This is a genomic window from Marinimicrobium sp. LS-A18, assembly GCF_000463525.1.
In the GTDB taxonomy this organism is placed as follows: domain Bacteria; phylum Pseudomonadota; class Gammaproteobacteria; order Pseudomonadales; family Cellvibrionaceae; genus Marinimicrobium; species Marinimicrobium koreense.
The window spans coordinates 25,622-39,384 of record NZ_AWEP01000007.1 but is presented as its reverse complement, the minus strand read 5'-3'; the positions used below and the strand labels follow the sequence as shown (position 1 = coordinate 39,384).

At 59.4% G+C, this 13,763-nt stretch carries 12 protein-coding genes and 1 riboswitch; of the genes, 2 read left to right on the top strand and 10 right to left on the bottom strand.

All coding sequences use genetic code 11. The features are described from left to right. Positions 1 to 6 precede the first annotated feature (6 nt). A riboswitch (TPP riboswitch) is annotated at positions 7 to 113 on the bottom strand. 37 nt (positions 114 to 150) lie between these two features. The 4 genes from N645_RS0115970 to N645_RS0115955 all read right to left on the bottom strand — a co-directional run bounded on the left by N645_RS0115970 (position 151) and on the right by N645_RS0115955 (position 3,350). Continuing rightward, a complete protein-coding gene (locus N645_RS0115970; protein ID WP_024462519.1) occupies positions 151 to 492 on the bottom strand; it encodes a DUF5056 domain-containing protein in 342 nt (113 codons plus the stop codon). Beyond that, positions 489 to 1,067 (bottom strand): RNA polymerase sigma factor, encoded by a 579-nt coding sequence (locus N645_RS0115965; protein ID WP_036162089.1) that lies wholly within the window; start codon positions 1,065 to 1,067, stop codon positions 489 to 491. Before N645_RS0115965 ends, N645_RS0115970 begins: the two co-directional genes overlap by 4 nt. Next, entirely contained in the window at positions 1,067 to 1,576 is a 510-nt protein-coding gene (locus N645_RS0115960) for a DUF6249 domain-containing protein (RefSeq protein WP_024462517.1), read from the bottom strand. Before N645_RS0115960 ends, N645_RS0115965 begins: the two co-directional genes overlap by 1 nt. A gap of 148 nt (positions 1,577 to 1,724) precedes the next feature. Further along, positions 1,725 to 3,350 (bottom strand): methyl-accepting chemotaxis protein, encoded by a 1,626-nt coding sequence (locus tag N645_RS0115955; RefSeq protein ID WP_024462516.1) that lies wholly within the window; start codon positions 3,348 to 3,350, stop codon positions 1,725 to 1,727. A gap of 291 nt (positions 3,351 to 3,641) precedes the next feature. Between N645_RS0115955 and N645_RS0115950 the strand changes: the two genes are divergently transcribed. Both N645_RS0115950 and N645_RS0115945 read left to right on the top strand, forming a co-directional pair. Further along, the gene (locus tag N645_RS0115950; protein ID WP_024462515.1) at positions 3,642 to 4,634 is read left to right on the top strand and encodes a Gfo/Idh/MocA family protein; all 993 of its coding nucleotides are present in this window, start codon (positions 3,642 to 3,644) and stop codon (positions 4,632 to 4,634) included. 13 nt (positions 4,635 to 4,647) lie between these two features. Continuing rightward, positions 4,648 to 5,940, top strand: coding sequence for an NAD(P)/FAD-dependent oxidoreductase (locus N645_RS0115945; RefSeq protein WP_024462514.1), 1,293 nt, complete (start codon positions 4,648 to 4,650; stop codon positions 5,938 to 5,940). A gap of 251 nt (positions 5,941 to 6,191) precedes the next feature. On the opposite strand, the gene arsJ is transcribed toward N645_RS0115945, so the two are convergent. From arsJ to N645_RS0115915, 6 genes are all read right to left on the bottom strand, one after another. Next, entirely contained in the window at positions 6,192 to 7,412 is a 1,221-nt protein-coding gene (gene arsJ / locus N645_RS0115940; RefSeq protein ID WP_024462513.1) for an organoarsenical effux MFS transporter ArsJ, read from the bottom strand. A 3-nt stretch (positions 7,413 to 7,415) separates the two neighbouring features. Beyond that, positions 7,416 to 8,429: an ArsJ-associated glyceraldehyde-3-phosphate dehydrogenase gene (locus N645_RS0115935; RefSeq protein ID WP_024462512.1), complete on the bottom strand. Its 1,014-nt coding sequence runs from the start codon at positions 8,427 to 8,429 to the stop codon at positions 7,416 to 7,418. A gap of 15 nt (positions 8,430 to 8,444) precedes the next feature. After that, positions 8,445 to 9,464 (bottom strand): ACR3 family arsenite efflux transporter, encoded by a 1,020-nt coding sequence (gene arsB / locus N645_RS0115930; protein ID WP_024462511.1) that lies wholly within the window; start codon positions 9,462 to 9,464, stop codon positions 8,445 to 8,447. 70 nt (positions 9,465 to 9,534) lie between these two features. Then, on the bottom strand, positions 9,535 to 9,879 hold the full coding sequence (locus tag N645_RS0115925) for a helix-turn-helix transcriptional regulator (RefSeq protein WP_238559289.1): 345 nt from the start codon (positions 9,877 to 9,879) through the stop codon (positions 9,535 to 9,537). A 112-nt stretch (positions 9,880 to 9,991) separates the two neighbouring features. After that, positions 9,992 to 10,708 carry an energy transducer TonB gene (locus tag N645_RS0115920; protein ID WP_051174503.1) on the bottom strand — a complete coding sequence of 239 codons (717 nt, stop codon included), beginning with the start codon at positions 10,706 to 10,708 and terminating at the stop codon, positions 9,992 to 9,994. Positions 10,709 to 10,912: 204 nt separating this feature from the next. Continuing rightward, on the bottom strand, positions 10,913 to 13,681 hold the full coding sequence (locus N645_RS0115915) for a TonB-dependent receptor domain-containing protein (protein ID WP_024462508.1): 2,769 nt from the start codon (positions 13,679 to 13,681) through the stop codon (positions 10,913 to 10,915). Positions 13,682 to 13,763 lie beyond the last annotated feature (82 nt).

Sequence of the window (13,763 nt, the reverse complement as noted above, 5' to 3'; positions counted from 1 at the left end):
CGAGGGCGCTGGTTCCTCTTCCTATCCCTACGCCGGCATTAACCGGATCAGGTTCAACGGGTCCGCTCTGTGGTCAGAGCGTCTCAGGTACATGACCTCCCCGAGGAGTGGCGCCAATTCTAACGCGAATGAGGGGCTATCGCCAAACGATCAATCCTCCTGCCAGACCCAGTAGCTGGCGCCGGCCACCAACACCGCCATTGCCAGTAGCCCTACCTGGATCAGGGCCGTCAACGGCGTTGCCAGCAGCGCCCCCGCCAGGGCATAGGCCCAGGTGGGGGCGGGAATCAGTACCAGCGCCAGCAGACCGGCCAGTCCCGCCATCAACAGCACCCACAGGACTCTGGACAAACGCCCCGCGCGGCGCACTGGCAGGCGGTGCATCACCGCATCGGTAAAACCGGCGTCGTCAATGTGGTCGCTGTTACGCTGCAGCGTCTGGCTCAGCCAGGCGTCCAGTTCGTGCTCGTCGTTGGGAATATCGGATTTCATTGTGCCGTCTCCTGCCAGGATGACAGATGGGTTCTCAGGGCCTTTTTACCACGGAGCAGGTGGGTTTTCACGGTGCCAAGGGGAATGCCCATCACCTCGGCCACCTCTTCCTGCGTGAGCTCTTCCTCCAGGCTCAGGCGCAGGGCCCACTGTTGGGGCTGGCTCAATCGGGCCATGGCCGCTTCCAGGTCACGCCGGGCGTCCAGGGAGCCGGCATGTCCCGCCTGCACCTGATGACCGTCCAGCTCCGGCGTGACGTCCTCCAGGTCTACCTTGGTCCAGCGCTCCCGCGCCAGCCGCTTCTGGCTGGCCGCCAGATTGAACGCAATGCGATACAGCCAGGTGGAAAAACGCGCTTCGCCCCGAAAGCTGTGCAGCGAACGATAGACCTTGATGAACACCTCCTGGGCCAGATCGTCGGCCGCGGCCTCGTCGCCATTGCACAGGCGCCGGGCCCAACGGCGTACCGGCGACTGATAGCGCAGGACCAACTGCCGGAAGGCGTGCTGGTCCTGCTGGGTCATGACGCGGGCAATCAGGCCCGCGTCAGACAGAGGCTCCGGATTCGGGATCATTACTGGGCCTGACGCTCAGCGAGCTTCCAGATCAGGATCTTGGCCAGGCCCATGCCCACCAGGATCAGCCCGATGCTGCCGATGGCGAAACCGGTCATCAGGGTCAGAAACACCGTCAGACCGATGCCCGCCCCCACCAGTACCAACCCCTGATTCAGGTTACGGACCGGGCTGGGCAAGGCGTCCTCCATCAGGTTCTCGGGCACCGGCTGACCGGCCTCCAGAAATTTCTGGATGCGCTCATTGAGCAGTTGCTGGCGCCGCTCCCGGTGACGGAAGACGAACAGGGCAATCAGAATCACCGCCAGCGCCGGAGCACCAAACACCATCAGGATGGCGACAACCGGGATGATCAGGGCCGCCGCATCGCCCCCGGGGATATGCTCGGGCATATGTTGCTGCCAATTGGCGGTTTCCGCCAGAGCGGGCACAGCCCCACTGATCAAGCCAAAGGCGAGCAGCGATAGGGCCGCAATGCGCAACAGGTTATTCAGCGTCAGATGTTTCATGGTCCATTTCCTCGTATCAGTCATTCTAGCGCGTCCAGCAGGGCGCTGGGTTACCGATCAAGACGAGGGCAATGGCGGGTTTGGATTCAAAGGCGGGCAAAAAAATCGGGGACGAATGCGGTGGGCCCGAAGGCCCACCGGAACACGCTTACAGCTGGAAGCGGCTGACCAGTGTATTGAGCTCCACCGCCAGCTTGGACAGCTCTTCGGCCGACGCGCTGGTCTGATTCGCGCCCGCCGCCGACTGGGTGGCAATATCGCTGATCTTGACCAGGTTGCGGTCCACTTCCCGGGCCACGCTGGCCTGCTCTTCCGAGGCGCTGGCAATGACCTGGTTGCGCTCGTTGATATCGTCGATGCCTTCGGCAATTCGCTCCAGCGCCTCGCCGGCGGCCTTGGCCACCGCCAGGGTCTCGGTGGCGCGGGTGCTGCTCAGCTCCATGGAAGATACCGCATCCTTGGTGCCCGTCTGGATATTGTTGATAATGGTCTCGATTTCCTTGGTGGAGGTCTGGGTACGGTGCGCCAGAGCGCGTACTTCGTCCGCCACCACCGCAAAACCCCGACCGGCTTCCCCGGCCCGGGCCGCCTCAATGGCGGCATTCAGGGCCAGCAGGTTGGTCTGCTCGGCAATGGCCAGAATCACATCCATCACTTTGCCGATGTCATTGGCCTGTTCGGCCAGGCCATTGACCGACTCCGAGGTCTTGTCGATCTCATCGGTCATAAACTGGATGGATTTGCGGGTCTCACGCACTTTGGCCAACCCATCTTTGGCCGCACTGGCCGACTCACCGGACGACTCCGAGGTTTCCGTGGCATTGCGAGCCACTTCCTCTACCGCGGCGGTCATCTCGGTGACCGCACTCGCCGCCTGCTGAATCTCGTCGGTCTGCTCCTGCAGACTGCGCGAGGAGTCTTCTGCCACAGAGCTGAGCTCTTCGGTCGCCGACGCCAACTGGGTCGAGGAGTTGGAGATCTGGCTGATGGCACTGCGCAGGTTCTCCCGCATGACCGCCAGCGAATTGAGAAGGCGGGCGGGTTCATCGTTGCCTTTCACCTCAATGGCTTGGCTGAGGTCACCCCCGGCGATCGTCTCCGCATTATCCAGTGCCTGGGCCAACGGTTGAACGATACTGCGGGCGAGGAATACCGCCAGCCCGATACCGAGCAATACCGCCAAGGCAATCGCCCCGATCACCGCCATTTTCGCTTCGGCAAATACTGCGGCACCTCGTTCATCCGCCTGCCGAGAGCCTTCCTGATTGATATCCGACAACTCCAGCAACGCCTCAGCCATTCGATCCGCCGGCGCGCCGAGCGCGATGGTGACAATCCCCATCGCCGAGGCGAAGTCGCCGTCTTGCACATAATCAACGAGAATGTCGGCATTCTCGAAGTATTCGGACTGAGCCTCAACAAACCGGTCATAAACCGCCTGCTCCTCCGGCGTATTGATCACCTGTTCGTAGCGCTCCTGATTGGTTCGGACATCCGCCTTAACGGCTTCCATACGCTCGATATTCTGCTCAACCATCACCGGATCTTCGTCGGCGGCGGCCCGCAAGGTAAACACCCGGTAACGCATCATGCTGGTCCCCAGATCGCCCACCGCACGCACACCGGGCAACCAGTCCTCATTGATCTCCGTGGAGATCTCGTCCATCCGGGCCATTTCATACAAAGCGAAGAGCCCGAGGCCAATCAACAGCAGAAGCACCGCCCCAAAACCTGCGGCCAGACGAGGGCCGATATTTAACGCGCGTAAAAACATAGTCTAATCCCAAGATTCCGGGCTGTTGTTATTCCTTTTCACTCGCCCCAAATTTTCTGGTATGAAAACCAACACCCCTGGCCGGGGATATTCCCGCAGTTTTCAAAGTCATTGTCTGGTTCGTCATGGGCACCACGGCCCCTCTTGGACTCTAGCACAGGACTTCAGGTACCACCGTGCCGGCCCTGATAAGGGTGTCGGCGGGGAGCCAGCAAAGTTGAGGCCTTTTTTGCCCCCTGGTGTACACTATCGCCCTATTGATCCTGTCCCCATAACGCTAGGGAGCTTGCCATGAACAAGATTCGCTGGGGGGTGCTCAGCACCGCCAATATTGGTCGCAAGAAAGTCATTCCCGCCATTCAGGCCTCCGAGCGGGGTGAAGTGGTCGCCGTGGGCTCGCGCTCCGAAGACAGTGCCCGCGCCTTTGCCGACGAGCTGGGCATTCCCGTGGCCCACGGCAGCTACGAAGCCCTGCTGGCGGACCCAAATATCGACGCCATCTACAACCCCCTGCCCAACCACTTGCATGTGCCGCTGTCGATTCAGGCGCTGGAAGCGGGCAAGCACGTGCTGTGTGAAAAGCCCATCAGCCTGGACGTCAAAGACCTGCAGGCGCTCAAGGCGGCCGCCAAAGCCCACCCCAAGCAGAGGCTGATGGAAGCCTTCATGTACCGTTTCCACCCCCAGTGGCAGCATGTGCGCGAATGGCTCGAGCGCGGCGATCTGGGGCAAGTAAGGACTTACACCGCCTTCTTTGCCTACAACAACCGGGACGATGAGAACATCCGCAACCTGCCGGATATCGGCGGTGGCGGGCTGATGGACATTGGCTGCTACGGCATCTCCTCCGCCCGGTATGTCTACGGCGCAGAGCCGGTGCGCGTGGTCGGCAGTGTGCAGCCACTGGCCGGCTACGAGGTGGACTGCCTGACCTCGGCCATCATGGAGTTCCCCGACGGCACCGCCACCTTTACCGTCACCACCAAAACCGAGGCCACGCAGTGGGCGGAAATCCACGGTGAGAAAGGCATGATCCGCCTGGAAAAGCCGTTCAACCCCGAACCCGGCGATGAGAACCGGGTTACCCTGGTTATCAAAGGGGAAAAGCAGACCTTCAGCTTTCCAGAACCCAATCAGTATCAGCTTATGGTGGACGCCTTCAGCCAGAGCATCCAGGAGGACACGCCGGCCCCCACCCCGCTGTGGGATGCGGAAGCCAATATGCGCATTATTGATGCGCTTTTCACCAGCTCGGACGAAAGCCGCTGGGTCAACCTGGACTGAGGAGAGGCATTTCATGGAGAAAATTGTTGTGGTCGGCGGTGGCGCCGGCGGACTGGAACTCGCCACCAAGCTCGGTCGCAAGCTGGGCCGAAAGAAGAAAGCCCATATTACCCTGGTGGACCGCAATACCACGCACTTGTGGAAACCGCTGCTGCATGAAATAGCGGTGGGCACCATGGATGAAGGCAACGATGCGGTCAGCTACCGCGCCCAGGCATACGCCAAAGGCTTTCACTTTCGCATCGGCACCCTGACCGACATCGATCGCGAGCAGCGCCAGGTTGTGCTGGCGCCGGTTCTGGACGAGGAAGGTGTGGAGTACATTCCCGCCACCCGCATTGATTACGATTACCTGGTGATGGCTCTGGGGTCGGTATCCAATGATTTCGGCACCCCGGGCGTGAAAGAGCATTGCATCTTTCTCGACAGCGCCAAGCAGGCGCATCGGTTTCGCAACAAGTTGCTCAATCGGTTCTTGCGAATTCAGCGCGTTCCCGACGAACCGGATGAAGTACGCATTGCCATTGTGGGCGCCGGCGCAACCGGCGTGGAGCTCTCCGCGGAGCTGCATCATGCCGTCAAAGAGTTTCACCACTATGGCTTTGATGCCATCACCAATGAGCACCTGCACGTGACGCTGCTGGAGGCCGGCGAACGGATCCTGCCCGCGCTGCCCGAACGCATTTCCACCGCGGCCACCCGCGAGCTGACCAACATCGGGGTCAAGGTGCGCACTCAGACGATGGTCACCTCAGCCGAGCATAACGGCCTGCACACCAAAGACGGTGATTTCATTGAAGCGGACCTGATGGTCTGGGCCGCCGGCATCAAGGTACCGGAGTTTATGGCCAACATCGGCGGTCTGGAAACCAACCGGATCAATCAGTTGACCGTCAATCCGCATTTGCAGGCCACGCGGGACGAACGGATTTTCGCCATTGGTGATTGCGCCGAGTTCATTCAGGAAGATGGCAAGCGAGTGCCGCCACGAGCGCAGTCGGCCCATCAGATGGCGGATACCTGCTACGACAACCTGCTCGCCTGTCTGCACAACAAGCCGCTGAAAACCTACCACTACAAAGACCACGGCTCGCTGATTTCTCTGGCGAACTACTCGACCGTAGGCAGCCTGATGGGCAACCTCACTCGGGGCAGTCTGTTTATTGAGGGTCGTATGGCTCGGGTGGTGTATATCTCGCTGTACCGGATGCATCAGGTGGCGGTGCACGGTTTGATCAAGACCGGTTTGCTGATGCTGGCGGGTAAAATCAACCGGTGGTTACGACCGCGGTTGAAGTTGCATTGATGGCGCTGCTTAACTATTGACGGTACTTCGCTTAGAGTGCTGCGGGAGGGTATACCCTCCCTCCGCAGTGCCAACGTAACGTTCCGGGAACTAGCACGCTTTCGTTCCGCCCCCCGTGTAACGGCGGATGCGCTTCGCTTATCCGCCCTACGGCCGAGCGCAGCAGTAGAACTCCGCGTAGGGCGGATAAGCCGAAGGCGCATCCGCCGTTACCCAAACCAAGTACTACTCTCGAAGTACCGAATAAATCGCTACGCACTCTCATCGACCAACCTACGCGGCAACCAGAGGGCAATTATCGCCGCAAGAGCCAGAAAGGCGGCCGAGATCCACAGGCAGGCAATCAGCCCCGCGACCTGATACACCCAACCGGAGAGCACCGTGCCCACGAGACGACCCATCGCATTGGCCATATAGTAAAAACCGACATCCAACGAGACCCCGTCCTCCTTGGCATAGCTGACAATCAGATAACTGTGCAGGGAAGAGTTCACCGCAAACAGCACACCAAAAATCAGCAACCCCACCACCAGACTCACACCTGGCGCAATACCCTGCCACAACGCCAGCGCAATCAACACCGGAATGACCGTCAGAACCGCCGCCCAACCAAATGCGGTACGTCCATCCGGCAAACCCCGCCCGGAGCGCCCCGTGATTTTCGGAGCGACGGACTGCACCGCGCCATAGCCAATCACCCAAAGCGCCAGAAAGCCCCCCACCTGCCAGTGGTCCCAGTCGAACTGGCTGGCCAGAAACACCGGCAACGCCACCACGAACCAGACATCCCGGGCGCCAAATAAAAACAGGCGGGCGGCGGACAGCACATTGACCGCGCGGCTTTTGGAAAACACTTCGGAGAACTTGGGCTTGCTCTTGGCCCGGCCCAGATCCTTCTTCAGAAAAATCAGGCTGATGATCCAGACCACAAAAAGCGCGGCGGCCATGGCGCCGACGGCGCCGGCAAACCCCATGACCATCAACAGCGCGCCACCCAAAAAGAAGCCCGCACCTTTCAGCGCATTTTTTGAGCCGGTCAGCACTGCGATCCATTTATAGAGGGCGCCACCCTGCCCGTCCGGCACCAGCAATTTGATGGAGCTCTTGGCGCTCATTTTATTCAGGTCTTTGGCCACACCCGAAAGCGCCTGCGCCGCCATCACCCAGGGCACAGCAAGCATGGCGGCCGGCACCAACAGCATGGACAGCGCAACGACCTGCAACACCAGCCCCAGATTCATGGTCCGGTTCAGGCCCAGGCGGGCACCGAGCCAGCCGCCCACGAGATTGGTGATCACCCCGAAAATCTCATAGAACAGGAACAGCATGGCGATGGCCAGAGGGCTGTAACCGAGCTGGTGAAAATGCAGTACCACCAACATTCGCAGGGCGCCATCGGTCAGGGTGAAGGCCCAATAATTGGCGGTAATCAGCAGGTACTGACGAATGGCCGAGGACAGGTGTGCCAGCATGGATTAACTCGCCTGGTCGCTCTGGCCAACCTTACGCGCCAGTTCCGCCGTACGGTTGGCATAGCCCCATTCGTTGTCGTACCACGCATAGATTTTTACCTGGGTGCCGTCGATTACCAGTGTCGACAGGGCATCGATGATGCTGGAGCGCGGGTCGGTTTTGTAGTCCACCGACACCAGCGGTCGCTCCTCATAGCCCAGAATGCCCGGCATTTCCTCCTCGGCCGCACGCTTCAGCAGCTGATTGACCTGAGCTGCATCGGTGGCCTTTTCCACCTCAAAAACACAGTCGGTCAGCGACGCATTGGCCAGGGGAACGCGCACGGCGTGGCCATTGAGCCGCCCTTTCAGTTCCGGGAAAATCTCCGTAATCGCCTTGGCCGATCCGGTGGTGGTGGGAATCAGGCTCATGCTGCTGGCCCGGGCACGACGAAGATCCTTGTGAGGCTGATCGAGAATGCTCTGGGTGTTGGTGATATCGTGCAGCGTGGTCATGGAGCCGTGCTTGATGCCCAGCGCCCGATGAATCACTTTGACCACCGGTGCCAGACAGTTGGTGGTACAGGACGCCGCAGTGACAATGCGATGGCGGTCCGCGTCGTACTGATCGTCATTCACGCCCATCACCACATTGAGGATGTCATCGGCTTTCACCGGCGCGGTGACCACCACGCGCTTCACCCCCTGATCCAGATAGGCCTGGAGCAGCTCCCGATCCCGCATTTTGCCCGAGGCTTCAATGACCACATCGCAACCGGACCATTCAGTGTCGCCAATGGCCCGGTTATGAGTGACTGCCACCCGCTGCTCACCAATGGCAATGGCTTGTCCGTCCACCCGCGCTTCGTGAGTCCAGCGACCGTGTACCGAATCAAAGTTCAACAGGTGTGCCAGTATTTCCGCGTCTCCTGCCGGGTCGTTAATCTGGACAAACTCGACCTCCGGCCAGTCCCAACCGGCCCGCAACGCCAGGCGCCCCATACGGCCAAAGCCATTAATGCCAATTTTAATCGTCATAACACGCTCCTATTATCAAACCTTGAACCAGTGACGGGTCCGATTCGCAAATGCCACCAGAGACAACATGACCGGCACCTCCACCAGAACACCGACGACGGTGGCCAATGCCGCACCGGATTGCATTCCAAACAGGGAGATGGCCACGGCCACCGCCAACTCAAAAAAGTTCGAGGTCCCGATCATGCAGGCCGGGGCGGCCACATCGTGGGGCAAGCGCAGCCTGTGCGCCATCCAATAGGCCAACATGAAAATGCCGTACGACTGAATCAGTAACGGTATGGCAATCAGAACAATCGCCAGAGGGTTATCGATGATTTCCGGCGCCTGCAGACCGAACAGCAGGACCACTGTCGCCAGCAGCCCGAGAATGGACGCCGGTTTGACCCTGTGCAGAAATTCATTGAGAGCTGGCTCGCCGCCGCGGGCCAATAGCCAACGACGAGTGACCGCACCGGCGATCAACGGCAGCACCACGTAAAGAACAACAGACAATACCAGTGTCTGCCAGGGCACAGTGATATCGGTCATGCCCAGCAAAAACGCGGCCAGCGGCGCAAACGCAAACACCAGTACCAGATCGTTGATGGAGACCTGCACCAGCGTGTAGTTGGGATCACCCTTGGTCAGCTGACTCCAGACAAACACCATGGCGGTGCATGGCGCCACCCCCAGCAGGATCATCCCCGCGATGTATTCCGTGGCGGTCTGCGGGTCAACCCAACCGGCAAAAAACACGCGAAAAAATAACCAGCCCAGCGCCGCCATGGTAAAGGGTTTGATCAACCAGTTGACCACCAGGGTCAGAAACAGGCCCCGGGGGCGCTTACCCACATCTTTGATGGAGGTTAAGTCCACCTGCACCATCATCGGGTAGATCATCAACCAGATGAAAACCGCCACGACCAGGTTGACCTGGGCATACTGCCAACCGGACAGCATTTGGAACGCTGCCGGGAACACCAGACCCAGCGCAACACCGACCCCGATGGCCAGAGCAACCCAAACCGATAAATACCGCTCAAACAATCCCACTAGTCTGCTCCACTGTAATCATCAAACCTGATTGGATAAGGGCCTCTGGTAAGCCCGATGCCCCTGCTGCTCAGCAAGTCCCATTTGGTCTAACGGCTGTCGGCACACAGACTTCCGGGTGACCCGCGCAGCAATCCCGGACCAGGAACTGAATGACGTCGTTCATATGCTGGATATTGGCGCGATAGATAATGGACCGGCTATGTCGCTCAGAAACAACCCAGCCCGCCCGGGCCAATGTGGCAAGGTGTGTGGACATGGTGTTGTGAGGTACCCCCAACTGACGGGCGATCTCACCAGCGGCCAGTCCCTCGGGTTCGTGGCGGACCAGCAGACGATACGCCGCCAGACGGGTTTCCTGAGAAAGGGCGGCAAAGCTCGGAATAGCGTCTTTAATTTCCATATGTCGAAACATATCGACACATTAGCAAAAGGTCAACCTCTTTATCAGATTGACTCAGCCAGACACAAAAAACCGACTGGCCTCTCGGCCAGCCGGTGGATCGGCGCGTTCTTCTGGAATCGGCTTAGTTCGGGTAGTGCAGCACCGCCACGTAACGCATTTTTTCCGGTTTGCCACTGACCATGCCGGGCAGGAAGCGAGAAGCCTCAAGGGCTTTCTCCACCGCCCGGGCATCGCGCCGGTGCTCACTATGGCTCTCCAGGCTGCGCGCCGAAATCACCCGACCGCTGTCGTTCACCCAGGCCAATACCCGGGTCAACTCGCCTTCATCGCTGAAGAAGGGCTGGCCCTGGCTCCAGTCGTTTTTACGGTACAGGGAGTACCAGTTGCGGTCATCCAGCCGCTCCTGTGGGGCGCTGTACTGATAGCCGAAATCTCCCTGCATATGCCCCAGGTTGGGCAGCAACATGACCGGAGGCTGGCCTTCCAGATCGGCATAGACCGCCCGGAACACCATCCGTACCGGCACTGGCTCACCATCGACCGTGGCGGCGGAGAAGCGCCGGGTCGCCATGGCCTCTTCCACCTGATCCCGCAGGTCGGTGAAACCGTCACGCTCATAGCAGGACACATTGCGGGTCAGACCATCGGTACCCACATCCGCCTGACAGTAGACGGACGCCACCGGTGTATTGGCGGTCAAGGCTGGAGGCGCCACAGCGGCCTCCAGGTAGCGGAGTGTATCTTCACCAAAGCCCGCAGGCTGATATTGTTCGGCCGCGACACTGCCCACTGAACCCAGGCCCAGCGCGACCAGGGCGCTGACTACGACTTTTTTCATGCTCTTATCCTCTTTCATTGGCACTGAGGGGGTTTGTTGGATGACGGACGGCGCAAATCCGGCTATAAAACCTTTATCCCATGCCCAAAGAGTAGCATTGCGCTTAGCAGAGTTATGTTAATTTATTATGACAGTTTCGGCTTTTTATAGAAAAAAGCCGCTCAAAAGAGCGGCTCAAGCAGCAGAAAAGTATCCGGAACACCGTCAGAAGCGGTACTGGACACTCAGACTGAGATCCTGACCCCGTTCCTGGTTGTAGATCTCCACATCCTGCGAACTGCCGTCGGAGGCAGTATTGGTCCGCTCGATCACCAGGTTCTCGTCCAGCAGGTTCTTCACTTTCAGCTTCACTGTGAAGTTGTCACTGGGATAGAAAGAGTAGGTGAAATCCAGCGAGTGGAACGGTTGCTCGAAGCTGTCCGGCGCCCCGTTGCGACCTGCAAAGAACAGGCGCTCGCTGAAGGAGTTGTAGGACAGCGTGGCCGAGTGCATGCCATCGGATGAGTCGTAACCCAGAATCAGGTTGCTGACCACATCGGAGGCGCCCTGGAGCGGACGAATCGGGTTAGTGGGTGCGTCGGCGTTGTTGCCGGCCACCAGCTCCTGATCCATGAAGGTGAAGTTACCCTGCACAAAGAAGGGATCCAGCACCGCCGCCATATCGCCCAGGCTCTTCAGGAACTCGACTTCCAGCCCGTACAGTTCCGCGCTGTCGCCGTTGTGGATCTCGGCGCGAATATTGTCGTCCGTGGCGGCCCCTTCAAACTGCTCGATCGGGTTCACAATGTCCTTGTAGAACATGGACAGGGTGAAGTTGTCACCGCCCGAGAAGAACCACTCGGCGCGCAGATCGAAGTTATCGATCTGGGAAGGCACCACATCCGGATTGCCGTTGACCACAATGTCAGTGATCGGATCAAAGTAGCTGGAACCGGAGATTTCCCGCAGATCCGGACGCACGGTGGTTTCACCGAAGCTGGCCCGCAGCTGGAAGTCTTCCGCCCAGAAGTCCTGGGTCATCCAGGTCAGTGCCACCGAGTTATACACATCGTCCTCGGTGTAGGTCACTTCCTGGAAGTAGTCGGCCACGACCTGCGGGTCGGAGCTTTCCATGCCTGGGAACTGACTGCCGTCATAGTTGACCGGATTCCACGGCAGGGTCACCTGCTGATAGTCTTCCCAGCGGCTACCAATCACCAGGCGCCAGGTGTAATCCCAGGTCATATCCAGTTGACCGAAGGCCGCGTTCACCTTATTGGCCGCCACATAGCTGTTGGCATTACCGGAGTTGTTGGTGATCTGGAAGCCATTGGCCGGATCGAGCAGGTTGTCGTCCGCCAGGATGCTGCTCAGATCCTGAGCGAACAATGGGTCATTGTTGCCAAGCGCGGTACTGCCCAGATAGAACTCATACTGCTCGTAGGTGCGGGACTTCTGCCAGTAATCCATCCCCCCGGACAGGGCAAACTCCCAGTTACCCAGGGTGGCCGGCATGGTCAGGGTGAAGCCATTGCTGTCGACGTAATCACGCAGGTCCGAATAGCGATAACTCGCAGCGGTGTTGTTGGCACCGCTGAACGCTGACGATTGAACCTCGCCGGTCTGCGGGTCGGTTTCCGTCAGGCTCAACGCATTGACTTCGTTCGGCAGGTCGGTGGACGCTTCACTGTCCGAAATGTACCAGTCGAAGCTCAGGCCGCGCAGGAAGTCCAGGCTGTCACTGAGGCCCAGCGCATCCAGCGTATCCCAACCCAGCTCGTGCTCCCCGTGAACCTGATGCACTTCCAGTTCACGCTGCTCGTAGCGCAGCTCGGTGTTCCGGAAACCCTGCCCATCGGACAGCAGACGGTTGGCGTTAAAGTAATCCCGCACCGACACTTCGTCGTCGGTGTTGCGCAACCAGATACTGGTGGTTTCAATGGAGTTCTCCGCGTTCAGCCGAAGCCCAAAGCTCAGGTTACCGGAAATATCCACCGAGTGAACGGTCTCGTCCTCGAAGACTACCTGCTCCTGAGGGTTCTGAAAGCGGCGCTGGATCACTTCGCGATTGCGCCAGCTGCTGTCATAGGCGGCACCGGCCAGGAAGCCGAACTCCATGTCATTGGGCAGGTAATAATTGTTACCCAGGTTGATCTCGGCATCGATATCCGGCTCGCCGGAGGTTTCCCGAGGACTGATGTCCCGGTTGAGGCCGGCGGCCAATTGACGGTTGATCGCCGCAGCGTCCTCAATAGAATCCAACTGAGCAATTCTGTTGATATTGTTGATGGATACATCACCGCGGTACTGATCCAGCGCTGCGCTCAATTGAGGCGACAGCGCCCGGGCGCCATCATCGGAACCCCAGCGGTCGTCTTCGCCACCGGTGTAGGTCAGAAAATCCGAGGAGGCGGTGTTGGTGCCGGTGCCCAGCTCAATGTTGAACAGAATATCGTCCGGAATACTGGTGGTGCGGATGTCGACACTACCACCGCCGAAGGCGGCGGGCTTATCCGCTGACGGCACTTTCTGAATCGCCAGAGAATCCACAATGGAAGTCGGAATGATGTCCAACGGCAGCACGTTGCGTGACAGGTCCGGGGACGGCACCATGGCGCCGTTGAGCGTGGTGTTGGAGTAGCGCTCACCCAGCCCGCGCACAAAGACAAACTTGCCATCCACCAGGGTGACACCCGGAACGCGCGTCAACGCCAGCGCGACGGTGGAGTCGCCAATCCGGCTGATCTGATCCGCGCCAAGCAGGTCGGTCGCCACCGCCGCTTCCTGGCGCTCCACGGCCAGGCTTTCCGCGCCGCTCATCAGGCGACCGCCGGTCACCAGCAACTCCTCCATCACCGGCGGTGCCATCACCGGCGGCTGGGTCGGAGCGCTGTCATCGTCCTGGGCCACGGCCGAGGCACTGACCAAAGCGCTGAGCAGACTGACGCTGAAGCCGGCACGAACGAGTTGAGTTGAAAATTGTTTGCTGTTCATCTGAACTGCCCTATCTAGTGAAGCTGTAGAGAGCCGCCTAGTAGAAAGGGCGCCGTAAGGCGCCCTTTCGTTACGGCAATCG

Excerpts from the sequence above, each read along its gene's own strand:
- N645_RS0115935 (WP_024462512.1), bottom strand. The coding sequence starts at position 8,429 with ATGACGATTAAAATTGGCATTAATGGCTTTGGCCGTATGGGGCGCCTG.
- N645_RS0115945 (WP_024462514.1), top strand. The coding sequence starts at position 4,648 with ATGGAGAAAATTGTTGTGGTCGGCGGTGGCGCCGGCGGACTGGAACTC.
- N645_RS0115955 (WP_024462516.1), bottom strand. The coding sequence starts at position 3,350 with ATGTTTTTACGCGCGTTAAATATCGGCCCTCGTCTGGCCGCAGGTTTT.
- arsJ (WP_024462513.1), bottom strand. The coding sequence starts at position 7,412 with ATGCTGGCACACCTGTCCTCGGCCATTCGTCAGTACCTGCTGATTACC.
- N645_RS0115925 (WP_238559289.1), bottom strand. The coding sequence starts at position 9,879 with ATGTTTCGACATATGGAAATTAAAGACGCTATTCCGAGCTTTGCCGCC.
- N645_RS0115915 (WP_024462508.1), bottom strand. The coding sequence starts at position 13,681 with ATGAACAGCAAACAATTTTCAACTCAACTCGTTCGTGCCGGCTTCAGC.
- N645_RS0115950 (WP_024462515.1), top strand. The coding sequence starts at position 3,642 with ATGAACAAGATTCGCTGGGGGGTGCTCAGCACCGCCAATATTGGTCGC.
- N645_RS0115965 (WP_036162089.1), bottom strand. The coding sequence starts at position 1,067 with ATGATCCCGAATCCGGAGCCTCTGTCTGACGCGGGCCTGATTGCCCGC.
- N645_RS0115960 (WP_024462517.1), bottom strand. The coding sequence starts at position 1,576 with ATGAAACATCTGACGCTGAATAACCTGTTGCGCATTGCGGCCCTATCG.
- N645_RS0115970 (WP_024462519.1), bottom strand. The coding sequence starts at position 492 with ATGAAATCCGATATTCCCAACGACGAGCACGAACTGGACGCCTGGCTG.
- N645_RS0115920 (WP_051174503.1), bottom strand. The coding sequence starts at position 10,708 with ATGAAAAAAGTCGTAGTCAGCGCCCTGGTCGCGCTGGGCCTGGGTTCA.